18 protein-coding genes are annotated in these 24,876 nt (G+C 43.3%); 6 read left to right on the forward strand and 12 right to left on the reverse strand.

The window, feature by feature from the left end; all coding sequences use genetic code 11:
- Positions 1-25: 25 nt before the first annotated feature.
- Together rnhA and ACYUCY_RS07135 are read right to left on the reverse strand one after the other, a co-directional pair.
- The gene (gene rnhA / locus ACYUCY_RS07130; RefSeq protein WP_460225778.1) at positions 26-484 is read right to left on the reverse strand and encodes a ribonuclease HI; all 459 of its coding nucleotides are present in this window, start codon (positions 482-484) and stop codon (positions 26-28) included.
- A 52-nt stretch (positions 485-536) separates the two neighbouring features.
- Complete coding sequence (locus ACYUCY_RS07135) at positions 537-1,331, reverse strand: class I SAM-dependent methyltransferase (RefSeq protein ID WP_460225779.1); 795 nt, start codon at positions 1,329-1,331, stop codon at positions 537-539.
- A 207-nt stretch (positions 1,332-1,538) separates the two neighbouring features.
- Between ACYUCY_RS07135 and gloB the strand changes: the two genes are divergently transcribed.
- The 3 genes from gloB (at position 1,539) to ACYUCY_RS07150 (ending at position 5,207) form a co-directional block, all read left to right on the forward strand.
- Positions 1,539-2,354: a hydroxyacylglutathione hydrolase gene (gene gloB, locus ACYUCY_RS07140; protein WP_460225780.1), complete on the forward strand. Its 816-nt coding sequence runs from the start codon at positions 1,539-1,541 to the stop codon at positions 2,352-2,354.
- 438 nt (positions 2,355-2,792) lie between these two features.
- Positions 2,793-4,415, forward strand: coding sequence for a LysM peptidoglycan-binding domain-containing protein (locus ACYUCY_RS07145; RefSeq protein WP_460225781.1), 1,623 nt, complete (start codon positions 2,793-2,795; stop codon positions 4,413-4,415).
- A gap of 387 nt (positions 4,416-4,802) precedes the next feature.
- On the forward strand, positions 4,803-5,207 hold the full coding sequence (locus ACYUCY_RS07150; protein WP_460225782.1) for a hypothetical protein: 405 nt from the start codon (positions 4,803-4,805) through the stop codon (positions 5,205-5,207).
- Positions 5,208-5,317: 110 nt separating this feature from the next.
- On the opposite strand, the gene ACYUCY_RS07155 is transcribed toward ACYUCY_RS07150, so the two are convergent.
- The 9 genes from ACYUCY_RS07155 to ACYUCY_RS07195 all read right to left on the reverse strand — a co-directional run bounded on the left by ACYUCY_RS07155 (position 5,318) and on the right by ACYUCY_RS07195 (position 19,479).
- Positions 5,318-6,757, reverse strand: a complete 1,440-nt coding sequence (locus ACYUCY_RS07155) for an HDOD domain-containing protein (RefSeq protein WP_460225783.1) — start codon at positions 6,755-6,757, stop codon at positions 5,318-5,320.
- Between the two features lie 190 nt (positions 6,758-6,947).
- Positions 6,948-9,677: an aminopeptidase N gene (gene pepN / locus ACYUCY_RS07160; protein ID WP_460225784.1), complete on the reverse strand. Its 2,730-nt coding sequence runs from the start codon at positions 9,675-9,677 to the stop codon at positions 6,948-6,950.
- A 30-nt stretch (positions 9,678-9,707) separates the two neighbouring features.
- Complete coding sequence (locus ACYUCY_RS07165; protein WP_460225785.1) at positions 9,708-9,989, reverse strand: YeaC family protein; 282 nt, start codon at positions 9,987-9,989, stop codon at positions 9,708-9,710.
- Positions 9,990-10,106: 117 nt separating this feature from the next.
- Positions 10,107-11,003: a rhomboid family intramembrane serine protease gene (locus ACYUCY_RS07170; RefSeq protein WP_460225786.1), complete on the reverse strand. Its 897-nt coding sequence runs from the start codon at positions 11,001-11,003 to the stop codon at positions 10,107-10,109.
- A 12-nt stretch (positions 11,004-11,015) separates the two neighbouring features.
- Positions 11,016-11,897 (reverse strand): NAD(+) kinase, encoded by an 882-nt coding sequence (locus ACYUCY_RS07175; protein WP_460225787.1) that lies wholly within the window; start codon positions 11,895-11,897, stop codon positions 11,016-11,018.
- A gap of 351 nt (positions 11,898-12,248) precedes the next feature.
- Positions 12,249-13,481, reverse strand: coding sequence for a cyclic nucleotide-binding domain-containing protein (locus ACYUCY_RS07180; RefSeq protein ID WP_460225788.1), 1,233 nt, complete (start codon positions 13,479-13,481; stop codon positions 12,249-12,251).
- A 580-nt stretch (positions 13,482-14,061) separates the two neighbouring features.
- Positions 14,062-15,450 (reverse strand): hypothetical protein, encoded by a 1,389-nt coding sequence (locus tag ACYUCY_RS07185; RefSeq protein ID WP_460225789.1) that lies wholly within the window; start codon positions 15,448-15,450, stop codon positions 14,062-14,064.
- Between the two features lie 507 nt (positions 15,451-15,957).
- Entirely contained in the window at positions 15,958-17,193 is a 1,236-nt protein-coding gene (locus tag ACYUCY_RS07190) for a PepSY-associated TM helix domain-containing protein (protein WP_460225790.1), read from the reverse strand.
- A 54-nt stretch (positions 17,194-17,247) separates the two neighbouring features.
- A complete protein-coding gene (locus ACYUCY_RS07195) occupies positions 17,248-19,479 on the reverse strand; it encodes a TonB-dependent siderophore receptor (RefSeq protein WP_460225791.1) in 2,232 nt (743 codons plus the stop codon).
- Between the two features lie 349 nt (positions 19,480-19,828).
- On the opposite strand from ACYUCY_RS07195, the gene ACYUCY_RS07200 reads away from it, so the two are divergent.
- The 3 genes from ACYUCY_RS07200 to ACYUCY_RS07210 all read left to right on the forward strand — a co-directional run bounded on the left by ACYUCY_RS07200 (position 19,829) and on the right by ACYUCY_RS07210 (position 23,598).
- Complete coding sequence (locus ACYUCY_RS07200) at positions 19,829-21,991, forward strand: PQQ-dependent dehydrogenase, methanol/ethanol family (RefSeq protein WP_460225792.1); 2,163 nt, start codon at positions 19,829-19,831, stop codon at positions 21,989-21,991.
- A 125-nt stretch (positions 21,992-22,116) separates the two neighbouring features.
- Entirely contained in the window at positions 22,117-22,716 is a 600-nt protein-coding gene (locus tag ACYUCY_RS07205; protein ID WP_460225793.1) for a hypothetical protein, read from the forward strand.
- A 267-nt stretch (positions 22,717-22,983) separates the two neighbouring features.
- Complete coding sequence (locus ACYUCY_RS07210) at positions 22,984-23,598, forward strand: YbhB/YbcL family Raf kinase inhibitor-like protein (protein ID WP_460225794.1); 615 nt, start codon at positions 22,984-22,986, stop codon at positions 23,596-23,598.
- Between the two features lie 143 nt (positions 23,599-23,741).
- On the opposite strand, the gene ACYUCY_RS07215 is transcribed toward ACYUCY_RS07210, so the two are convergent.
- Positions 23,742-24,848, reverse strand: a complete 1,107-nt coding sequence (locus tag ACYUCY_RS07215) for a DUF2855 family protein (protein WP_460225795.1) — start codon at positions 24,846-24,848, stop codon at positions 23,742-23,744.
- Positions 24,849-24,876: the final 28 nt, after the last annotated feature.

The following is a 24,876-nucleotide window of genomic DNA, read 5'->3' on the forward strand; positions in this document are numbered from 1 at the left end:
CTTTCCCGTGCTCATATACAAGCGCTTATTGATTTTTTAATTCATCGATTCCGCGATTGGCTAGCTGGTCTGCTAATTCATTTTCACGATGGCCGGTATGCCCACGCACCCAATGCCACTCCACGTGATGCCGATTGGTTTGCTGCTCTAACGCTTGCCACAAATCACTATTTTTTACTGGCTTTTTGTTCGCGGTACGCCAACCATTCTTCTTCCAGTTTTTCAGCCATTCATTAATACCGTTTTTCACATATTGTGAATCTGTTGTTAATTGCACATTGCACGATTCTTTTATCGCTTCTAGTCCCTTAATCGCCGCCATCAACTCCATGCGATTATTTGTGGTATTTTCCTCACCACCGTGCAAACCTTTTTCTTTGCCTTCATAACGCAACAATGCTCCCCATCCTCCCGGACCGGGATTACCGCGGCAGGCGCCATCGGTAAATAATTCAATCGTTTTAGATGGCTGTGAAGCTGACATAGCGTTCCCTAAGCTTGTATTTATAATGTTTCAGATTTTTAGATAGTAATAACTAATGAATTGTTCGGCGACTTGGTACTGGATCAGATACCCGTGAACTTGGCCGCGCGCCAACTAAACCTTCCATACTTTGAATCTTTTTCCATGAGGGTTTAATCGGCGTCATTGCCACCACATCTTTTCTGGCGAGAACAAGGTAAAAACCACCGACCGGAAATTTTATCTTTTTAAAAAAGTCTTCAAACCAACTGGTTTTTGACACAAAGCCTTGATGGTCAATTGGCCAGCGATAATATCCGTGAGTGACGGAAACTGGTTCGAAATCTAACAAACGCAGCCAGTCAACAAGTCTTCCTAAACGTAACGAATGTCTTCGCCATTGGATTTTTCTTGTCGCCAATAATGCGACGTGTTTGAAAAGACCAAACCACCCGTAGGGATTGAAACCGACGATTACAACGTAACCCCGAGGAATAATAACTCGCGCGGTTTCTCTTAATAATTGATGGGGATTTTCTGTGAATTCAAGAACATGATGAAGTAAAGCGACGTCAATCGATTCGGACTCTAACGGTATTTTTTCGATATCGGCAAAAGCCCGTACTAAGGAATTGCCATTTCCACTTTGCTCATTCCCAACGGAGCCAACATGTGGAGATAACGCAAAACGATGGTTGATGGTACTGGCGCTTGTTAAATCGCTTTTCGCGCCGATTGATAACTGCATTAAATGGAAGCCATAAAGATCGCGGAGGGCATTATCGATTTGGGGATGCTCTTCCGCCAACAATGCCGTTCCTAATGCCCCACTCAACCATTGCTCGAGCGCAGTTTCAGATTCCGACAAGGGTTTAACACCAAAATGCCGTTGGTAAAATGCCCGGAGTTTTCGAAATCGCTTCGCAACCACTTAAAGAAACCTTAATTAATTTGTTTTACAGCCTTAGTATTGAACCGGCATCCAAGCCAAGGGAACTAGCCGAAAAATAAAGGCTCCATTATCATGCTTCGCACAGCCTTTGCCAAACGCATTATTTTCCTTTGAGGAGTAGTTTTGAACAATTTAAAACCAATTCAAGTTTTTCCAGTACCCGCCTTTAATGACAACTACCTTTGGTTGTTCCATTCTGACAATGAGAATGGCGGCGGAAGCAAGCAGGCCTGGGTTGTCGACCCCGGCGATGCTGAGGTCATTCTCAAGGCCTTAGATGAACGAGAATTGAAACTCGCCGGAATACTCATTACCCATCACCATCCCGATCACACTGGCGGTATCGATAGCTTGTTAAAAAACTTTCCGAACATACCGGTTTATGGGCCTGCTGGCGGTAGCGTGCCGCAAGTCACTGAGCCCTTAAACGACGGCGATTCGATCACTATCGATGAGGGCATAGCGTTTGAGGTTTTATCCTTACCAGGGCACACCCTAGACCACATTGCTTATTTTCGGTCCGGCGAAGGAGCCGAGCCAATTCTTTTTTGTGGTGATACGCTTTTCGCCGGTGGATGTGGCCGACTGTTTGAAGGGACACCAGAGCAGATGTATCACTCACTAAGAAAACTCGGCAACTTACCCGATGAAACTCAAGTTTATTGCGCCCATGAATATACCTTGGCCAATCTTGCTTTTGCCGCCGCAGTTGAACCAGTCAATGAAACGCTAATAAAAAGAATCGCCAGCGCCAAACTCACTCGCGAACAAGGGCAACCAACTGTGCCCACCACCATTGGCCTAGAAAAAATCACCAATCCTTTTATGCGATCCCATGTCAGCAGTGTCAGATTAGCCGCTGAAAAGCGCGCTGGCACAGCGATAGACGAAGAAAGCCAAGTACTGGCAGTGATTCGGAGCTGGAAGGACAATTTTTAAATAACAATAAGCATCGTTCATCAGTAAATAAACGCGTTAATCGAGAGGCCGTAATTAATCCAACGACTGGCCCGAAGTTTGCCTTAAATCAAGGGCTTAGGACGGGGTTCTACTGCATTACGTCAACAATTTGCCAGGATGAGATTTCTTCGGTCGATTTAATAGAACCCACTGCGCTAAATTGGCAGAGCTTTACATCATTAGGCGATAGATCGTGGTATCTAGCGCTAAATTAATAGCTTTGTCCCTGGCACAGATGCGATAGCAAATGAAATTTAGCAAGACCGAGCTGCCCTACTACGTCACAAGTTGACCCGGTGGATCGCGGCACCTAGAATCCGTCGGTTTTTGTGTAAATAAACGCCAAATGGCGGCTAAATCAACTATTGTTCAATGAAGAACGGTCGTTTAATACACTTTTTCGAGACTAAAGTAAGCATGATCAAATCGACAACTCTCTTTCTCTTGACTGCTGTGTCTTTAATAGGATGCTCAAGTATTCATACTTCACTGACTGAAGATGTTTCAGAAAATACTGAACAAAACTCAGATAATGCGAATGTCGTAATAGCGGATGTTGAATGGCCTGCGCCGAATTATGACCTTCCCCTTGAAATCGAAGAACCCGCTGCTGAAAAACCAGAAGTCGGTGATATCTGGAAGCGAATTCGAGAGGGTTTTCAGATTTCACAAATCGACCACCCTCGAATCGAAAATTACCGTAATTGGTACTCCAGCAATCCCAGCTACATGAATCGAGTCTCCGAGCGCGCGAGCCGATATATGTATGGCATTGTCGAAAAACTAGATTCCCGTGGCATGCCATTAGAACTAGCATTATTGCCCATCGTGGAAAGTGCATTTGATCCCTTTGCCTACTCGCACGCGACCGCTTCCGGTATGTGGCAATTTATGCCGGCCACTGGCAAGCAATACGGTCTTAAACAGAATTATTGGTATGACGGTCGCCGCGATATTGAAGCCGCAACCAATGCGGCCATTGAGTATCTTGATGATTTGCAAAAAAGTTTTGATGGCGATTGGCTACTCGCATTAGCGGCATATAATTCCGGCGCCGGAAATGTTCGCCGTGCAATTAGACGCAATAAACGCGCAGGAAAACCAACAGATTTTTGGTCGCTACGTTTACCAAGAGAAACTCAAGCTTACGTTCCGCAGTTGCTCGCACTTACCCATTTAGTTGCCAATCCAGAAAAATATAAAACGACACTTACGCCGATTCCAAACCAAGCTACTTATGTTGTCGTGGATGTTGATTCACAAATTGATTTGGCCAAAGCCGCTGAGCTTGCCGATATTTCAATTGACGATTTTTATCTTTTCAATCCAGGTTTTAGTCGCTGGGCGACCGACCCCGACGGACCGCATTCGTTATTGATCCCAGTAGAGAAGGCTGATGTCTTTACTAGCAATCTCGCCCAGTATCCACAGGATCAACGTGTGGCCTGGGACAATTATAAAGTTGTATCTGGAGATTCTTTAAATCGCATATCAAAACGTTTCAATACGTCTGTCGATACGATTAAAAGCGTGAACGGTTTACGTAATAATTTAATTCGTGTCGGACAACAATTACTAATTCCTAAAGCCACGCAATCCGCAGATCATTATGTATTCAGTGCTGAACAACGGGTAGCGAGAAAACAAAATCAATCCTCAGGAAAACAAGGATCGAAAAAAATCGTTCACGTCGTCACTAATGGCGATAGCTTCTGGAAAATATCTCGAAAATATAATGTCAGCGTCAATCAGCTAACTCGATGGAATGGTTTAGCTCCTCGCGACATTTTAAAACTGGGCCAAGAGTTAGTTGTTTGGACAAGTAAGCCTGTTGAGCTCAGCGCACAACAACGACAAGGCAACAAATTTATTCGTACCATCGCCTACCAAGTACGTCGTGGCGACTCACTTGCTCGTATCGCAGATAAATTCAATCTTAGTGTCGCAGATATCGTGCAATGGAACTCAATCAACGTGAAAAAATATTTACAACCCGGCCAGCGCTTAAAATTAAAAGTTGATGTCACTCGAACAAATTAGTTTTGGTTAATATATTTATAAGCACATGGTTAACGAGCTACTTCATAGAGAATTTCAAAAGCGCGTAAACATGTTAGATTTTGGTGCAAACTGAGCGCCCCGTTTTAAAGCATTATTTAAAATGATATTTTAAAGTTATAAGCTCAAATAATTTTATACCCTCTATTTTTCTTCCCACTTCCATAAAGCAAAAACATTTCGCACACTCCTAGTGCAAAATTGTATCTCCGCGCCCTGTCGTCCTTAAAAAAACTATTTCAGTCAGTTGACAACATAACTTAATACATTTTGTGATCACAATTATAAAGACTCAGTCTATACTCAAGCCCGGGTGACATAACGAAGCCCACTGGTTAGATTATCATTAGACGATGAAGGATCACTGCAATGAAAGTAAACCAACTCAAATTGAGCGAAGACGCACTTAACAAGTTAAGGCAAATAGCTTTGACTGTTGAGCTAGAGGAAAACAAACGATTTTCAGTTCGACATGATGTCGACCAAGTTGTGCAGTTACTAGAATTCGCTACCAAGTTAGACAGTCCCAGCGTTGCGAAACGGATCGCCGATTTTAAAATGAAACTGTCAGATGATTCACTAGGCTTTTTCCGAACATTGGGGGTTAGTTTAGAGCCTCAAATTTCTACTACTTCTTCCGCAGGCTCGCAAAAGACCTATCGCGGCCAAAAAATCTTACAAGAAGAAACATCTACATCCAGCACAGCGGCGAGCGAAATAGAACCAAAAAAGAAAAAGAAAATCATGTACCGCGGGAAAGTAACTTATGTATAAGACTTTTTTGGAATCGTAGAATTTCAGTTTTTTCAACTAATCAGACATTCACGATTTTACAGCTACTTTAGGCTGTAGGTTTTATTTTTGTTCAGCTCGGATGACGAAGACTAATGCTTGGCTAATAACGCCAGACTCGTTTGTGTCTGGGTAACAAAATGTTCGAAACTCTGAAACTGTACTTTATCGAGCTTACCTCCAAAATCAGATCGATCTGCGTAGAAATACGCAATCGGTCTGTCATTCAAAGTAATTACCGAGATAAAAAAATCTCGTTTTCCCAGTAGCGCTATATGCTCTACGGAGAACAAATGCTTTAATTTATCCCTAACATTTTGATCAACCCACAAGGCTTCACCAATTTTTACTGCGTGGGTAAATATATTTTCTTCGTTCTGACTAGCCGTAAACGAAAATTTATCTCGCCACTCTTCGGTTCCATCACCTAGCACATACCGCGCAAAGATATTTTCCCCGCGAATAAAAGCAACTACTACTCTTTCTAGCCCCACTCCGCGATGCAAACCCTCCAACGCCATTTGAAAAACGGTGTTGACGTCCAAATTATCAGTGGCGGCATTCGACATCTCTCGAAGGATATTAAGCTGCACCAAAGGATCCGCAGTGAGAATAGGTTTTTTCGGACTCGTTTCTTTTTCTGGGGAATTGCTCGTGGGAATTAAATGACAGGCGCGAGACGCGCCAAATGTTAACGCAACGACCGCTGCATTATCTGCATTTTCAATAACAAAGTTTTTTGCTTGATTCTGATCCATTCCGGTAAATCGAGATACTTTGAAAATCGTTTGTCCTATCGAATCAGAATCCCATCCATTCATTGCGTTACGACTAAGCTCTTCGCCAATTAGGACGGCAATCGCTTCAGGACCTAGTTTTTTATTTGGTGGTGGATCAAGAACATCGACTAAGGTTTCTCCGAGATTCCATGTGTTGGCTAGCTCGCGAGTAATCGCTTTTAGCGAGGTGCCTATAATGGCTTTCGCGCCATCGGAAACGGTAATATTTCCTTTCTTTAAATGCTCATCCAACTCTTCCGCCGCCTCACCACCACACGCCCAAAAACACATATCACCAATGTGGTACAACAAAGCAGCTATAAAGACTTCTTCTTTGCGATCATCATCAATTCTCGCTATTAAGTTTTTCGCTTGTACAGCAGCGTGGAATGCCTTCGCCATGCTTTCCAACAAACGCTGCCTAGGTTCGTTATCTAAAAGCGAATCAACAACCATTAGGGAAATACAAATCGCTCGAACACCGGTAAATCCGATCAAGACGATCGCTCGACTCACGGTATTAATTGGAAAACTTGAATGGTTATAGTGAACGCTGTTCGCGATCCGCAGCACTTGGGAGGTTAAACTGGCATCTTTCAGAATTACCTCCGCTAGCTGATTGACATCGGCGTCTTCATTTCCCGTGAGTTCATTTAGTTCTTTAACGACGCCAGCCAGAATGGGTAACTCTTCTTTGCCGAGCTTTTCCGCCCAGGCTGATAGCCCATGAATCTTGCCTGTGGTCTTGGTCATTAAAATCATATCAGCGATGCACTCGAAAACTTCCTACTAATTAAGTGTAGGACATTTCTGGGAAATACAAGCGTTGAAATAAATGATTAGGGCGGGGATAGATCGGAAATGTCTAACACTCTCAGCGTCGGCTTCCCTTGAGCATATCGCTTTCAATACTCAAGGGGGAAATCGTGAGCTCATTTTTTCTTTAATCGTTTAAGCTCTTAGTAACTATTTCGAAAACATCTTTGGATAAATCTTTTAGACCAGCCAATTTTTTAAGCTCTGCTGTCATTAACGCTTGGCGCTGACTGTCGTACTTACGCCATCGAGTCAATGGCGTTACTAAGCGAGAAGCAACCTGCGGATTGAAAGCATTCAGCTTTTCTATCATCAACGATAAGAAACGATAACCTTCACCATTTGCATTGTGAAAGTTCACTAAGTTTTGATTACAGAAAACACCCACGAGCGAACGTACTTTATTGGGGTTCGTAATAGAAAATCCAGGATGTTCGAGGAGCTTTTTGACGTTTTCTAAAGTATTACTTTTGATACTTGCGGCCTGAACCGAAAACCATAAATCTACCGCCAAAGCTTCGTTTTGATACTTTTGATAAAAATGATCGAGACATTGTGCCGATAAATCGTCGCTGCCTTCGACGGTAGAATTGACAATACAGGTTAGAGCCGCCAGGCGATCTGTCATGTTATCAGCCGCATTATATTGCTGATAACAACGATCCAAGCCCAACTCACCATCAACCAAGCTAAGATAAGCCATCGAAACATTTTTTAAACTGCGCTGTGCAATTTGTAGTGCGCTGGCTTCATAGGTATCTGCACACTGCATATTCTGATAAGTTGCCAATAACTGTTCCCGCAAATTACTGGCGATGGATAAGCGCAGAGCTTCTCGCGCCTGATGAATTCCATCAACATCTACTAAGGTGGAGATCTCACTAAGATAGGCTTCACTTGGCAATTGGAGCATTAGTGCCAGCATCGCCGGATCGAGGTCTTTCTCCTCGACAACAATTGAATATGCATCTGCTAGCGAACTATCTATCTCGCTACCGATTACCTTACGACTCGCAATAGCGTCACTTTCGAGACCGGAAAAACTCGACATCAAATCCTTCATGATCTGAATAGCCAACTGTTGAGCCGCATCCCAACGACAAAAACCATCGCTATCAAAACTGATTAAACGTTTTAAATCTTCGCGAGAGTAATCAAACTCTAAGCGTACGGGTGCTGAAAAATTTCTTAGTAACGACGGTACCGGGCGCTCAGATACATTATTCAGAATAAACGTTTGCTGTTCTTCTTTAATATCAAGAACGCAGTGCTTCGTTACTTCCGTACTTTTTTCTTCGCCGCTTTCATCTGAAACAAAACTAAACGTTAACTCACCCCGCTCGCCAATCAAACCCATCGCTAGCGGCATATGAAAAGGGAGTTTTGTTTTAGATTCTGGTGTCGGCGGACAAGATTGCTTTATCGTTAATCGGTATTCTTGCTTATCTTTATTGTATTCGTCACTAATTGTTAACTTAGGCGTTCCCGCTTGTGTATACCAACGCTTAAACTGCGTTAAATCCTTCCCTGATGCCGCTTCCATAGCGGAGGTAAATTCATCAATCGTTACGGCTTGGCCATCATAACGAGAAAAATAAATATCACTGCCTTTACGAAAATCTTCCGCGCCCAATAAATTGTGGATCATACGAACAACTTCCGCACCTTTTTCATAAATTGTCAGGGTGTAGAAATTGGATATTTCAATATAACTAGGTGGTTGTACTGGATGGGCCATTGGCCCTGCATCTTCGGCAAATTGTAAAGTTCTTAATTGCGTGACGTCTTGAACACGAGTAACTGTGCGCGAGCCCATATCTGCGGAAAACTCTTCATCACGAAAAACTGTAAAGCCTTCTTTAAGGCTTAATTGAAACCAATCTCTACAGGTAACTCGATTGCCAGACCAATTATGAAAATACTCATGAGCGACAACACTCTCAACACGTTGAAAGCCGGCATCCGTGGTTATTTCTGGGCTAGCTAACACACAGGATGTGTTGAAAATGTTTAAGCCTTTATTTTCCATCGCGCCCATATTGAAATCGTCTACGGCGACAATCATGAAAATATCGAGATCGTACTCTCTTCCGTAAGTCTCCTCATCCCAACGCATCGCATTCTTCAAAGACGCTATTGCGTGATCACATTTGTCGAGATCTTTTTCTTCAACAAATACTTGAATACTCACTTTGCGGTTTGACTGGGTGACAAAACTATCTTCAATTACTTGCAGGTTACCGGCGACCATAGCAAATAAATAACAAGGTTTCTTGTGGGGGTCATGCCAGGTTTGCCAATGCTTTCCATTTGCCTCATCACCCTTATCGATAGGGTTTCCGTTCGAGAGTAGTATTGGGTAGAGACTTTTGTTCGCGACTATTGTTGTGGTGAACTCACTCATTACATCGGGGCGATCTAAATAATAAGTGATTTTTCGAAAACCTTCTGCTTCACACTGAGTGCAAAACATCGTTTTGGATTTATATAAACCCTCTAAAGATTTATTGCTCTCGGGATGAATAGAAACTTTTGCCTTTAAAACGAATTCACTGGGTGGGTTATGGATTTTTAAGCCATCTTCAACAATTTCATAACTCAGCGAATCATCAGCGGGCTGGCTAGATTCACTCAATTCTATTTCATTTAAAGAAAGGGATAGCAAATTTAATCCATGGCCGTCCAACACCAATGTTTTTTGCGTCATAGAGGCGTCAGGATTTCTAATAAAACTTAGCTCAGAAGAAACCAGTGTTTCGTCTTCTTCAAGTTCAATTCTAAGCTTGGTTTGCTGAATTAAATACGTCGGCGGGGTATAGTCTTTTAATTGAATAGTGACGGGAGCTGCATCTTTCACACAATATTCCTCAATGGTACACAATTAATACTAAGAATCTTGCCACTTGATCGCTTGTTCTTGATCAGGGTTTTGAGCATCGGCACTTGTATCTGCACTATCGCATGCCTGGTGTTTTTTGGGCGTAATATATCCGGTCCGCTGTTCTGGCGGCAGATGTTTACTTTCGTAAGAAATAATAGCCTCTAAACACAATGCCTGCTGATCTTTACTTAAGCGTCGCCCATCGGGCCACTTTCCTAGCTCTATTGCGGTTTTTAAGTTCTCGTAAACTTCAGGGTTAATTGAGTCGATAAGTTGAGAAAAATTCATGGCTTTCACTATATATTCTTTAATTGTTAACTTGGTTAATCATTAATTTCTTGAATCATTTTATAAACGCTTGTTGATTTGCTGAGCGGGCTTACGTTGCTGCTATATTAAGTGGCGCTAATTAGCTTTGCGCGACTGCATATGACCTGATAAAAAACCCCAACTGACACCTAAAATCAAACCCGTTACGTGCGCGGTGTTGGCTATACCGCCATCAATAAAGCGATCGACGAATCCGCTGATGCCCAGCAGTAACATTATGAGCGAAAAATAAATAATTGATTTAGGTATTTCGAGTAAGGGATGCGGTGCGATCATTTGTCTTATCCAAACAAACCCAACAAGCCCATAATTCACACCAGACATACCACCAAAAAATGCGTTATCTGAAAATTGAAACTGAGCGATATTTGATAGACCTCCAATTAAAAATACGAAACCCAAGAATTGGGGAAAGCCTAGCAAACGTTCAATTCGCGTCCCGAAAATCCAAACAAAAAGACAGTTAAAAATTAAATGGGTAACACCAAAGTGCAAAAACATCGGCGTAAAAATTCGCCAAGGTTGCGACAAATCTATGATATCAATAGGTACTTGGCCGCCATATTGCCAGTTCGTCTCTATGTAGGTTAGCCAACCCGCAAGCTGCAACTGCGATTCGAATTCAACTATGCAATACCCGACGATACTCAGCAGTATCAACATACAAGAAATCGGCACCAGGTTTAATGCCAACTGACTAAAGTTAAGCGCGTCTACAAACGCTTTACCAGAATGTTCTTTTTCTATTTCGATTTGAACACTTCCCCGAAGCCAGGCCTCGATAAACTCAGCCAATGCCGGAATGGATTTTTCATCTACCACCCATATTCTTTGTTCGCCCTGCTCTTCAGTAATACGGTATTGGAGTTTTTTTTGACGAAGAAAGGTGGCGAGTTCGGAAAGATCTACCGAGAGTGGGAAGCTTTTTACCAAAAACCAATGCTGACCAAAATCATCTTTAAAGCTAATCAAAAGTTTTCACCTTTACTTCACGATTTGAGTTTGCCAGCCCAACTTGGATCGGCAAGTTTCATAAAAATCATGATTAACAGGATGAATTAAATTTAAATGCCAAGGATGTTTGTGGATATGAATCTCATCACCGACTTCAGTGACCACATGATTGTGCCCGTCGCAGGTTACATGAGGTAATGCGGTATTATGCTCGCCAATAATTATTTTAATTTCACTACTGCCGTCGATAACAATAGTGCGGCTGCTTAATGTATGAGGATTCATCGGTACGACGACAATTGCATTCATGCGCGGGTGAACGAGCGGCCCACCGGCACTGAGGCCATAAGCTGTCGAGCCCGTCGGGGTTGACACAATAATGCCGTCGGACCGTTGTGTATAAACATATTGTTCATCGATATAGAGTTCGGTTTCTATCATGCGAATAAATTGGCCGGGATGTACAACGACATCATTTAGTGCTTCACCGCTACCAATTTCTTTTCCATCGCGAATCAATTTCATGCCGAGCATGAATCGAGTTTCTTCAACATATTTACCTGAAATCACTTCACCAACGAGAGATTCAATTTCATCGGGAGTAATATCTGTTAAAAACCCTAAGCGGCCTTGGTTCACGCCAAGGAGAGGAACGTTATAACGAGCAAGCACACCGGCTGCCCACAAAACACTGCCATCACCACCAACTACAACAACGAGATCGCAACGCTTACCCAGCTCTTCTTTGGTCGCAGTTTTAAGTTTAGTTTCGGGCAGTACACTGGCGGTGCCCTCTTCCAAAATCGCGTCAACACTTTGGGCATCTAAGTAGGCAATTAAACGCTTTAAACTATAAACCGCTTTTTCACTATCTAAACGACCAATAATTCCGATGGTGGAAAACTGTGACATGGACAAAAGCGCTCTTGAGGGTTCGAAAGGCTGGCTATTATAACGAGATTCTTCTGCAAAGGTTAATGCAATCACCTCCACCCGTTTAATGCTTTAACAAGGTTTGATGGAATCACTAAAGATTAAGCATGAATCAAAAAACAACAGGCAAAAAAAAGCGCCTTGGAATAGGCGCTAAAGTTTCTTTTGGGGGTATAACCGTTAAGCTAACTAAAATATCCGACTAATAATCGTAAAACTCGCTCATAATCTTCAAGCGTACTCACTGCCTGATCGCCTGATGAGCACTTTCAATATTTAGTAACCCTTTAGAGCAGGCATTTATGAAAATGTTCAATGGCTACATCAAATTTATTTTCCACGAATGACTCCACCGTCTCTTAATACAAAACCTTGCTGGCCGGTCTCCAGTTTGAAGCCGTCTCCTTTGCGCAAGCCACGTAAGCCTGCCTTGACTGATGTAACCTTGAAACCTGCTTTATTCAGTAAGTGGGAAGCAGCCTGACTACGGCGTCCAGTATCGCAGTACAGTATGTACGGCGTATTAGCGTCCAGTAAGCGAGTCTTAATTCGTAGCAGGTTTAAGGGTATGTTTATCGCTTGCTCAAGATGGCCAGATTCGTATTCAGCCTCGGTCCTTACGTCAATACAAATAACATCCTTTGCAAGCATCTCTTTAATTTCAGCGTCGTCGGCAACTTCTGCTTTGGGCTCTTTAAGCAGCTTCTGGAAATCACGTTTTGAGATGTACATTAATACACCATCGGTTTTCATCGTCACCGTCGCGTTTCGAGACGTCTCATTTACTAGTGCATCTTCGCCGAAGCAGCGTCCAGGGCCAATTTCAGCAATTTTAACGGGTAATGATTTACCGTCTGCGGACTGCGAGACTTCAGCCTCGCCCTGCTTAATAAAGTAACAGTTATCGCCTATTTCACCTTGACGTAATACAGCCATGCCCGCTTCAACCGTCATTGATTTCATACGGTCAAATATATAGCTCGCATTAGTCGGTGGTACCTTGTAGAACAGGTTCGACTTCAACACCGTCATTATCCACTCTGCATCTTCGTCTAAATCACGCTGATAGGAGATGTCCAATAACATGTATTCTGAAACCTGACTCCAGGTAAGCATTTTGTCCAAATATTCCGCATCAACACGCAAAATACTGCAATCAGATTTCGCCATCGCTCGGCAAGGGCGTGGCTGTGAATGGGCGATAGGAGTCACGCTGCTGGCGCCACGGACCAAGGTGACCTTACTTTCATTGTCGAGAAGTTCGATATCACCGTGAAGCAGATAGATATAGTCGCGATCGTAGCTGCCCGCTTCAAAGAGGGTTTGCCCCCTAAATACCACTTCAATAGAGCTGTTTTTGACTAGCTCTTGCAAATGACTTTCAGTAAGCGACTTCAAGGGAACTAAAGATTTCGCTAAGCGAAGCTCAGGGGATAAATGTTCCTGTGCTGAATCGCCCTCCAGTGTCTTCGCAGGCTCTGCTTCCTCTCGAGCCATATCGAAGCTTTTCTTGAGTGCCGTGGATTTCATGGCTACAACCTCTGTTTGTTTATCTTGAGTCACCCTAGCGTCCTGTTCTATTCAAAGTCTTAAGTGTTGATGTGTTGAGTGACCAAAAATGTCAGCTATTCGACCAAAATGGTTAGCCTTCATTGGCTAGATCCTTCCTTTTATCGGATTATTCGCTGAAACGATCCAATCCCAAGGAAACTACTAGGGTACTTGCAGAAATGATGCCAAAACGAAGGGGAAAGAGAGAACTAAAACATACTAATACTAAAGCAGTATGAAGCAGTCTCAATAAAAACGAAGTGAAAATTTTAATTGAAAATTTAATGATGAATAATCTACGGCTTTGGCCTTAGATCCATTTATAATTTTTTTATCGGAAAATTTTTTACGGTAATAGAGAGGGCTTTTTTAAGAAATTTATTTTGAGAATTTACATTAAGTTTAAGGCTTAAGTTGATGGCACCGCGTTAACCAACAACAAGGGAAAATAATTTTAATTGCAATCGAATTAATGACCTTGCCGAGAGTAATTGAAGTCGGAAATAAAAATAGACTTTAAGAGTTAGAACAAGGATGGGATTAACGAGTTCACGTTAAAGAAACGTAAATTGCGAATGCGCTTAACCAGAAACTACATTCTCACCGCAGCAAAAGTTTGCGTCGCTGTGGTTTTGTGATCATTACAACGATCTGATTCACCATTATGGAATTGCCCCGGCGCTGAAGTTCGCTCAACCACTTCTCCACAAGGCTCACCGTGCTCGGTTAATGCTTTGCAGATAGGCGTGTGATAATGCTGCAACCATTCTTTATAGTGCTGTAACGTTACACCACACTGCGCCGCCGCATAAGCCAAGGGATTATCCAGATACTCACTCATATCCATAAGGGGTATGGTTAAATGACCTGCGCCTGGATGATAAGCGATAAAATTCATCCCAGCATTTTCGAGTCTTTCCAACAACTGTTCACTACTATTTCCTAACAAATTTTGATTCTCTGCGCGCAAACGAGTTATTTCTTGTTCAAGACTCGACTCTTGTTCACGTCGATACATCAATTCTACTTCGCGCATTTGCAGTTGTTCTTTAACTTCCATTACCGCTGATTGAACTTTCGCAGACAGTTCGGCTTCAAACTCATTTTTCATCAACTGCAATTCTTGCAACTGAGAACCTTCATCTGCCTGCAAGGCTTTTACCTTATGTTCAAAATACTCACGCAAGCCTTCAATTTTTACTGCTTGCTGATCAATCGTATCCTTGAGTTCTTTATTACGTAAAACTTGTTGAGAAATTTCTTTACCTTTAGCTTCAAGTTCGATGCGATGATCTTGAACACGTTGCTGGTGTTCTAACTGCAACTGTTGAAGTTGTTGTTTTCTTTTTGAATTAAGCGTAAGAATTCGCAACCGCTGCTCTTTTAACAAGCGCGCCATATGATCACGAAATTCTTGTTTATATTTTTCTTTCAGCCTTCGGGAAACTTTCGATTCAATATCTCTTGCTTGATCGGCGTCTTTTAATACCCGCGTATAATTTACAGCTTCAGGTCCTTGGACAGGTGCCTCTATTTCTTGATAGGTCAAACCTAAACGATTTGCTTTGATGGTTTTCTTTATGATGACAAAATTATTGGCCCCGGGAGTCATATCCGGATCCCACAAGTTCTGGTGATGCCAAGCGATAGAACACTGGCTACGACAAGCCAATCGAATAGCACCGGCACCGAGATCTGGGCCTTTTGCCGCATTATCTGCTAATTGCTGGAGAGGAACGTTCCAGCGCTTATCGGCATAGCCATCATCATCAAAATTGATCCGAAAAAAAACGGCAGCGGTAACACACAACTGCGCATTCACTCGCACGTAAACGCCTTGTACGTGCTCATTCGACATGTCAGAGAGAGGAACAAAACCATCTAAAATGGCTTCGAATTCAGAATAGAGCATTTCCCGACTAACGCGATTACGATCCACGAAGAGGATGGCTTCAGAACTTTCAGCTTCAGAGCGTTGCATAATCAGGTTAGTCTCCAGCGTTGATTCACGACTCCATCAGCCGCGTAAGAATAGAATCATCGCCTTACTTGTTTATATGTCTGTACATATTATCGACTAACATTGCATATTCCACTGTGATCAGATCACCAGTTTGTGACATTTATCGCAATCAACTTTCTTAGAGGGCGAATAAACGGTCTGCACGGTCAATTTTTATAACAACAACAGCAGTTTTCTGCGGTAATAATAAAGATAGCGCCTATAGAGAATTCAGCAATCTGAAAAAGCTGAAAATTTGATTGGTTATTTTACCCGTTTCGATAAGCTAGAAAATTAATTATCGCGACCAGAAAACCTTTAATTTACATTAATAAATAATGTTATCCTTTTGATTTTTAAGAGTTAAATTAAATTAATTCGAATGGAGTATTATGGCAGCAAAAACTCCGCTAGACATCGGTATTCGGAGGGCTTTATCGGTGAAATAGAGGATCATTAAACGATTTAAAAAAGCATCCCACAGTATTAAATCGATATTGATATAGCGTAAGCACCAAGGCACAAACCCAGTGCCAACAACCCAATTGAAAAAGGTTTCCACCACCCCATCGGGGTCGCCACATGAACATGGTTCTCCGGCAGTTGGCTGCGACGCAACCACATCCAAGACCCTGTGAGTGTCATCCCGGCGATGAAAATACCAAGAACGAACCAGAGCAACTTCACCCACAAACCAGCAAAGTTTCCAAAATGAAGAGGATCTGCGGTATCACTCCAGCGGGTTAAGATATTCGCATCTTCTGTGCGGCTGACGCTCATTGCTCCGCCATCAAATGGGTTTACCACGATTTGATTAGAGCGCGCTCGTACCAAGATGGCATCACGCTGTCCGGAAATAATGTAAGGCTGCACGGTATTCCCCGAACTATCCGCCATGGAGATAATATCTATTTTTAGATCAGGGAAAATATTCCTAACGGTTACCAATGCGTCTGCAAGTGAAATAACATTATTTTTTGCATCCGGATTTTCTACAGTAGGGATACGAGAATAAACACTGACGCCAACATCGCTCATCGCCCGCTCGACAAAATACCAAACCCCAGTAATACCAATAGCTAGTAAAAACCATACTGACCACACACCGAGAAGACGATGCAGATCTCCATAAAACACTCGACGCCCCCGACCGATGCGAAGTTTAAAAAATCCCTTCCACCACTTTTTATAGATTAATAGGCCACTAATGGCAGAGATTGTTAACACAAAACCAAAAAAAGTAACGAAATAAAGTGCCTTATTATTTGGAAACAACAAAAACCGATGTAAATCACGCGTAACTCGTTGAACGCTAGCTTGCCAGCTTATATCGCCTATCACTTCGCCGGTATATGGGTCAAAAAAAACTCGACGCAATTTGTTGTCGCTCGTATACATTAAACCAATTGACGCGAAATTCGCATATAAAGGCGCTTGCACAAAAGACAATTTCGCTTGGGGATAAGTTTTTGCAAAATTCCTTTGCATCGCATTCCACTGAACGGGCTTGTTGGTCGCCTCTACTCGCAACATTGGATTTATCAACCAATCAATTTCATGGCTAATTGTCGCGATCGAACCGCTAACGCAAATAACAAACATGACTATGCTAAGTTTAAAACCCAACCATGCGTGAAAAACAAAAAAACGCCGACTTAGGGTCGACGTCTTAGATGATTTTTCACTGTCAATTTTTTTGTCGTTTACCGGAACGCTATTCATCGTTTCGCTTACAAATTCTTACAACTACAATACAAGCAATTAAAATTCGTGCTGTCAAAACTCATAGGCCACCGATGCGGTAATACCCAATGGACTAGACGTTCCCACACGTACAGCGGCAAATGAATCTGTTGTAGTGATTGCCTGTGCCAAACGATAATCTTTGTCAAATATGTTGCGAATGTTTATCTGAGCCTTCCATGCATCCTGTTTATAGTACGCAGCAAGATCTACTTGCGTCCACGCATCGTATTCGCTTCGATTTTCAGTACTGATGTAGACATCTCCTTGATAGAAAACACCACCACCTAGACCAAACTCACCATCGCCTAAAGGGAGTTCATAAAACGTAAAAAGATTAAAATTATTTTCCGCTATACCTGGCAGACGATTCCCTTTAGTAAAAATATTATTAAATTCGGCTATACCACCCTTAGAAATTTCATTATCGATATAGGCGTAACCCGCTTGGATACGCCAGTTTTCGTTAATATACCCCACCGCCTCGACTTCAAATCCTTGACTTCGAATTCCGCCAATATTGTCAAACCGGGGGTCGGTACTGCCAGGATTTACAACGAACGGGACATCGATCAAATCAACTGAATACAAAGTTGCGGTCACTAGGAGGTTGTCATTTGCTAAAGACCACTTAAGCCCTAACTCCCAAGATTCTGAAATTTCGGGATCAACAGATCCACCATTAACATCTAATAAATTTGCCGCGGAGGTATAACCTTCTGAGTAACTAAGATAGGTGGATAGGTCCTGATTAAACTCATAAACCACACCAGCACGAATACTCAAATTATCTTCTTCATAGCCGTTGCCTTGATTGTCACTACCAGCCTGCCGCGCTCCTAGCAAAACACTGAAGTGCTCATTAAAGCGAATATGATCAACCAAATTAATTCCTTGTTCTTTGATACCACCACTTCTAGAAACGCCTCTGTTATTCAAATTAAAAGTGACATTTGGTGTCGCCTGAATAACGCCCGGCGCGAGCATAGGATCGGTAAAATATTCCCGGGTTACGACGTTATAAAATACATTTCTGTCACCGCGAAAATTTTCTGCCTCAGTAGATAATTCTTCAGAGCTTAAGGAAAGCAATAGCTTATGCTCAGTGTTCCATGGCCCGGTAAAATCAAAAATACTCTTCAACGAGATTTGCTCTGAATCGCCACCACCGATTGTTTGTCTTGCTTGTATCGACACTAGATTTTCTACGGCTGACCCAATTGGCCCGACCACAGTTAAATCCCCTGCAATGTAACGCGGAGAGGAATCCACATTGGTTTTATCGTTTTCAGTCTTGCCATAATTTAATTCTAATTGCCAAAAATCTGTTACGGACCATTCACTTAATAAATAAACCCGTTTTGACTCTGCTGTCGTTTTTCGGTTGTAGTTTGGAATACCAAAAAATTGATCTTCTGACAAACGCCCGCTGTAGCGATACCCATCGACATTATTGCCGTCGAGAACCTGGCCTCGATCTTGTGTATATTTATCATCAAGATACTCATAACCTAGAGTCACTTTAATATTATTACTAGGAATCCACGCGAGGCTTGGATTTAACATCAAACGGTCTCGTAAAATTTCATCACGATAACCTTCGCTATCCTCATACGCTCCAACCAGTCTATAAGCAATAGTATCAGCACTGTTTAGCGCACCGGTCGAATCAAATTCTACTTTATAAAAATCTTCACTGCCGGCAATGACCTCTACACCTGAATAGCTTTCTACTTGCGGCTTTTTGGTTATGTAATTAATTATGCCGCCGGGTTCGCCCTGCCCGTACAATAATGCAGACGGGCCTTTTAAAACGTCTATACGTTGTAAGTTCGCAGTTTCGGTTGAAGGAATGTTCGATGCGTTCAAGGCATTATTTATTCTCGCGCCATCTTTATAAATGGATTGCGATGCATCAAACCCGCGGATAGAAAACTTTTCTTCACCGCCGTTACCTGTTTTAAATTTAGTAACACCGGAAACATTTCGAAGCGCGTCATCAACATTATTAACCTGCTGATCTTGGAGTAAGTCTTGAGTAATTACGCTAATTGCCGCCGGAGTCTCCTTTAAACGCAGACCAAGACCTATCGCCGTTTCCGCGGCATCGGTGCGGTAGTCTCTGACATAACCTTTAACGATAATCTCGTCGATCACCGGGTTTTCTTGCGCAACAACGGGAGCGCCCTTTAGCAACATGCCTAGGCAAAAACCTGAAAACAGCATTCGCCTAAGTGTTCTATTGATCAATATCTTTTCGCCCATCTAGTTCATTCCTCTTGCGTTAAACGTCATTTTCAACAGCACACTCAAAGTGACTTAGGGCTTCAGTTGCTAGAACGACTACCAGTTAGAACTACCGCACTTCGAAAAAAGCCACTTAAAAAATACTCCAAGTTTATGTACTTGCTACTCGCACACGTGAAAGCCAGGGAAAATATCATGAGAAACACAAAACTTCAACGCTAATACTTATGATAACTATTTGCATTTAGATTATTAATTGTATGGCCACACCACAAACCTATGGCGCTAACAAATACAAGCGTGGAATAAACATTGAAAGTCAGTAAACTATCCCGCGACATTTCAGCCTCGGAAGATGACAGCAACTATGAAAATAGACATAACGCTTGCCCTTTTAACAACCACCCTCACCCTTCTCGTTAGCGCCTGCTCGCAAGACAAGCTGGATAGCAGTGCTGACGCAAGAAATAGCGAACGCAAACCTTTTAGCGCTAGTGTTGACGAGACTCGCCTATTGAACGCAGACCAAGAACCAGGATCTTGGATGAGTTACGGGCGCACTTACGATGAACAACGCTTCAGTCCGCTCGATCAAATTGACACTGAAAATGTGAGCACACTCGGGCTAGCCTGGTATGCCGATATCGACACTAGCCGCGGGCAAGAAGCGACGCCGGTCGTGGTTGATGGCGCAATGTACATAACCACTGCGTGGAGCATGGTAAAAGCCTTCGATGTCTCCACAGGTGAGAAGCTCTGGGAATTTGATCCCCAAGTTGATAAGGCCAAGGGTGTTGATGCCTGTTGTGACGTGGTCAACCGCGGGGTGGCTGTTTGGCAAGGCAAGGTATTCTTCGGCACGATTGATGGCCGACTTATCGCTCTGGACTCCGCAACTGGAGAAGTTGCCTGGGAAACACTTACAGTTGATACCGAAAAACCCTACACCATCACCGGCGCGCCGCGAGTAATTAAAGGCAAAGTGATGATCGGCAATGGCGGCGCCGAACTCGGCGTTCGCGGCTATGTCTCTGCCTATAACGCTGACAATGGCGAGCTGGATTGGCGCTTTTACACCATCCCTGGCAACCCAGCCGATGGTTTCGAACAGCCAGAACTTGAGGAAGCCGCGAAAACCTGGAACGGAGAATGGTGGAAAGAAGGTGGCGGCGGAACTGTCTGGGATGCCATGGCCTACGATCCTGATTTGGATCTACTTTATATTGGTGTTGGTAACGGCTCACCTTGGAACCAGCTGTATAGAAGCCCTGGCGGCGGAGACAATCTCTACCTCTCTTCCATTGTTGCCCTCAATCCCAACGACGGTAGCTATCAATGGCACTATCAAACAACGCCCGGTGAAACCTGGGATTACACCGCGACTCAACACATCATCCTCGCCAACTTAGAGATTGACGGCAAAGATCGAAGGGTGGTGATGCAAGCACCAAAGAATGGCTTCTTTTATGTTCTCGATGCGAAAACCGGTGAGCTGCTTTCCGCTGAGGCCTTCGCTCCGCTCAACTGGGCGACACATGTCGATTTACAAACCGGTCGACCCGTTGAAAACCCCAAGGCTCGATACGACAAAACCGGCGAGCCCTTCCTCGTCCAGCCCGGACCATTGGGCGCCCACAACTGGCATCCGATGGCCTTTAATCCCAATACCGGTTTGGTTTACATTCCTGTTTGGGAACAAAGCAGCGGCTATGCATCGGTTGAAGAATTCACTCCTTCCAGCCGAGGCTGGAATACCGGTACCGATTTCGCTGCAGGTGCGCGCTTTCTACGCCAAGCCGACACGGCGGTTCCAGAAAGTAAAGCCTACCTACTCGCTTGGGATCCTATTAAACAAGAAGAAGTCTGGCGAGTGCCACGACCTACCCCCCGCAGCGTCGCTGGAGTACTCACTACGGCTGGAAACCTGGTATTCCAGGGAGACGCCGGCGGCTTCTTTAACGCTCATAATGCAGAAACCGGCGAAACACTGTGGTCAGCGAAGACTCAGGCAGCGGTTGTTGCGGCCCCTTCTACCTTCCTCGTTGACGGTCAACAACAATTTGCCATTGTGGTTGGTGCGAGAGGCTTACCTCGCGAAGGCCCTGGCGCCAGCGACGCGACAACTGAATCCTCTACCAACAACTCACGCTTATTGGTTTTCAAAGCCGGTGGAAATGCCAGTTTGCCAAACAGCATAGAGGAAGCCGAAATCAGCGTCGAAACCGATGGCCGCCCTGCTCCGCCACCTCTATTTGGCGGCAATGAATTTATCGCCCAAGGTGAACAAGTTTACGGACGCCTGTGCAGTGTTTGCCACGGCCCTGCCACAGTGAATCCTAACCCCGACGGCATTTTCCCCGACCTTCGCTACAGTGCTCGCCTAGGTTCTGAAGACCTTTGGAAAGCCGTTGTCATCAACGGCGAGTTAACAGAAAAAGGGATGGTGAGTTTTAAAGAACAAATCAGTGAAGAAGATGCTGAAGCAGTTCGTGCTTATGTCGTTCGAGAGGCGAATAGAGAAACAAATTAATTTATATTTTTGAAAAATATTTTTATTAATAACCTCAAAAAAACCACCTTCATCGGTGGTTTTTTATTTAGCCTAAAGCTCTCTTGGTTTAATTTTTTATAAATATAAAAACAGGGATCATAATCATGAACAAGCGCGCTCTCTATGTATTCGTATTTATTCTATTAACCACCTATCTTGCCGCCTGTAGCGAAACAGATAAAATAGCTTCAACCGAGGAGAAAATACGTAAAGAGCTTGCGTCAAAATTCACTGACCTACTTATCGGGGATATCGTGTTGACCACTGGCATATTAGAAGATGGAAGCGAATTCTCACGCTGTGACATTACGATTCTACGAGACCCAACTAAAAAAATGTTTATGGACCTCAGCCTCAGTGTCAGCATTATTTCCCTCGGTACAGAAATATTATTAAAAGCTTATCCGGATGCGACAACGAGAAATGTCAATATCAATATCCGCCCTGACATCGCCAATTTCAAAAGCGACGAATCAATGGACTTGGACGGCACTACTATCAAACTAGGGATGACACGAGAAGAAATTATTCAAGCCTTAGAGACAAGCAATTGGAGAGTAGTATCGAAGCTCCTAGATCATTGGGGCCTAAGTAGCCGATGGCCTCACACAGCCACGGTGTATTTTGAAAATAAAGATCCCGAATCGGTAGCGGTATTTTTAATTACACCTGATATGGAAGCAGCGAACCGAAAAGCTCAATAATGTGTCGTCTTTCGTTGGTCGTTTTCGCGAAAACGAAAAATGTTATAACTTACTGAACCAACAGATATTGAATGGAACTACAGAAAGGAACTACAGAATCAAACAACAATCAAAAGCCCGTTAGAAAAATAAAACCGCTTCAATATTTTTCTTTACATTATTTATTCCAGCTTGGACTCACCCTGCTTTCAACGACTGTAAAAACGCGTAAACTAACAGCCCAGTTCCGGCATCACTATTTACAGTTTCTTACACAAGGATAAAAATATGAAAAAACTCTTATTAATAGTTGCTAGCCTTACCGTGGCGATGGCCGCTCCAATATTTGCTCAATCTCCTCCGCCGGTCGATCCAGATAAAGGCGCGGAGCTAATCGTCACTGCGACCCATCCCGCCAGCGAAAAGCTGACTGTAACAACACCCGGCTGGGAAGATGGCGCAGACATTGACTTTAAATACACACAGTACGAAACCAACACCTTCCCCGGTTTGGAATGGAGCGCAGGCCCGGCCACCACCAAATCTTATGCGATCATTATGCAAGACAGTGCTTTCGTCGTTCGAGGTTCGCCTATCTTACATTGGTCCATCGTTAACATCCCCGCATCAATCACCAAACTTGCGGCAGGCATGAAGGCAGAAGAAAAACCAGAAGGCTCCATCTATGGTCCGAATTATCGCGGTGCTGCACAACCCTACCTAGGGCCACGCACACCACCCGGACCAAAGCATCGCTACCACATGCAAGTCTTAGCCCTCGATATCGTGTTACCCGCAGACTTTGCACCTAAGAACTACGACGAATTAGTCGCCCCACTCAAAGGGCACGTAGTTGCTTCCGGCAATGTCATTGGTCTTGGTCAAGTTAAGCCGAAAGAGTAATTTTATAATTAGCTTTAGAAGCGTCTAAACGAAAACGCCGCGATATAAATCGCGGCGTTTTTTTATGGCTCAAATTCAGAATTAACGCAACGAACTTAATTTCAATTTTTGCGAGAAAAATTTCTCCAAATTATTTAAGAAAGCTAATCCCTAGCAAATAAAGAGACTTGCTGTCCGGTTTTCGGGCTCGCTTCGCCTCTAAGAATTTTTTCAAATACTTCTTGAGTTGCTTTCGGACCAGCGCTTGCTTCCACTTCTAGCCATTGACTCGCGGATTTAGCAAAGCTATTCCATTGTTGCACTAAAAGCGCTTGAAACTTTTTTCCTCCCCATTCTTTCACACGTTTCTGTGATTGAGACGGTGCAAAAAACATCGCGGGTTTTGGACCAGGAAGATCTTCGGGTAACTTTCTGTTTTCTTCCCAATGAGAAAGCCCCACCATACATGAATATTTTAATGTCTCGCCAAACCGACGATGCAGATCTTCAATTAATTGGGAATTCCCTGCAAAATCAACAATTACGCAAGCACTTTCATTCAGTGAACCAAGTGCATCATAGTCGAGCGTTTGATCGTAATAGCCAAGACCGTTCACAAAATTAACATTGCCCTTAGAAGTTAAACCAATAATTTCTATAGGCTGCTCTCGCGAGGTTTTAGCCTGCTGCAGTAAATACGCTAGAGAAACTGCCGTTTTGCTGGAGGCACTGGTAAGAATAATTTGTGAGGCAGAAAAGAAATTATTATCTGCGAGAAAATCATCAATTAAAAATGAAGTCGTGAATAAGGGGCGAAAAATCATTTGCAGCGCTTCATTATCCTCACGATACAAAGGATCTTCTGAACAGCGAAGATATTGGTTATAAACCAGCGCAAGCTCTTTGCGATGACTTGTGCCGTCAACGAAACCAGATTGCCGGATCTGAGTAGGCTCGACAATGAGGTGAGTCGCCATAGGGGAATAGCCGTAAAAACGGGCACCCACCTCGACCTCACTACATCGGCTAGAAATAACCTCCGCAAAACCCCACACCGGTATACAGCCTTTATTTTCAGACGCAGGGAAAAAATCCCAATACCGAAGCTTGTCACCCACCGCTGCATAAGTAATATTATTTGCAGTAAAAGCAAAATGATCAATCTTCAGCAGCACTTGTCCATCGCTAAGGGTTTCATCATCAAGAGAACTTTCTACAATCTCGTAATTCGAGATATTATTTTTGTCTACTAAAAATTCTATTTTTTTCATTTTTTTCACTTTTCTCTTTTTGCAACCG

Source organism: Aurantivibrio infirmus (assembly GCF_054767315.1).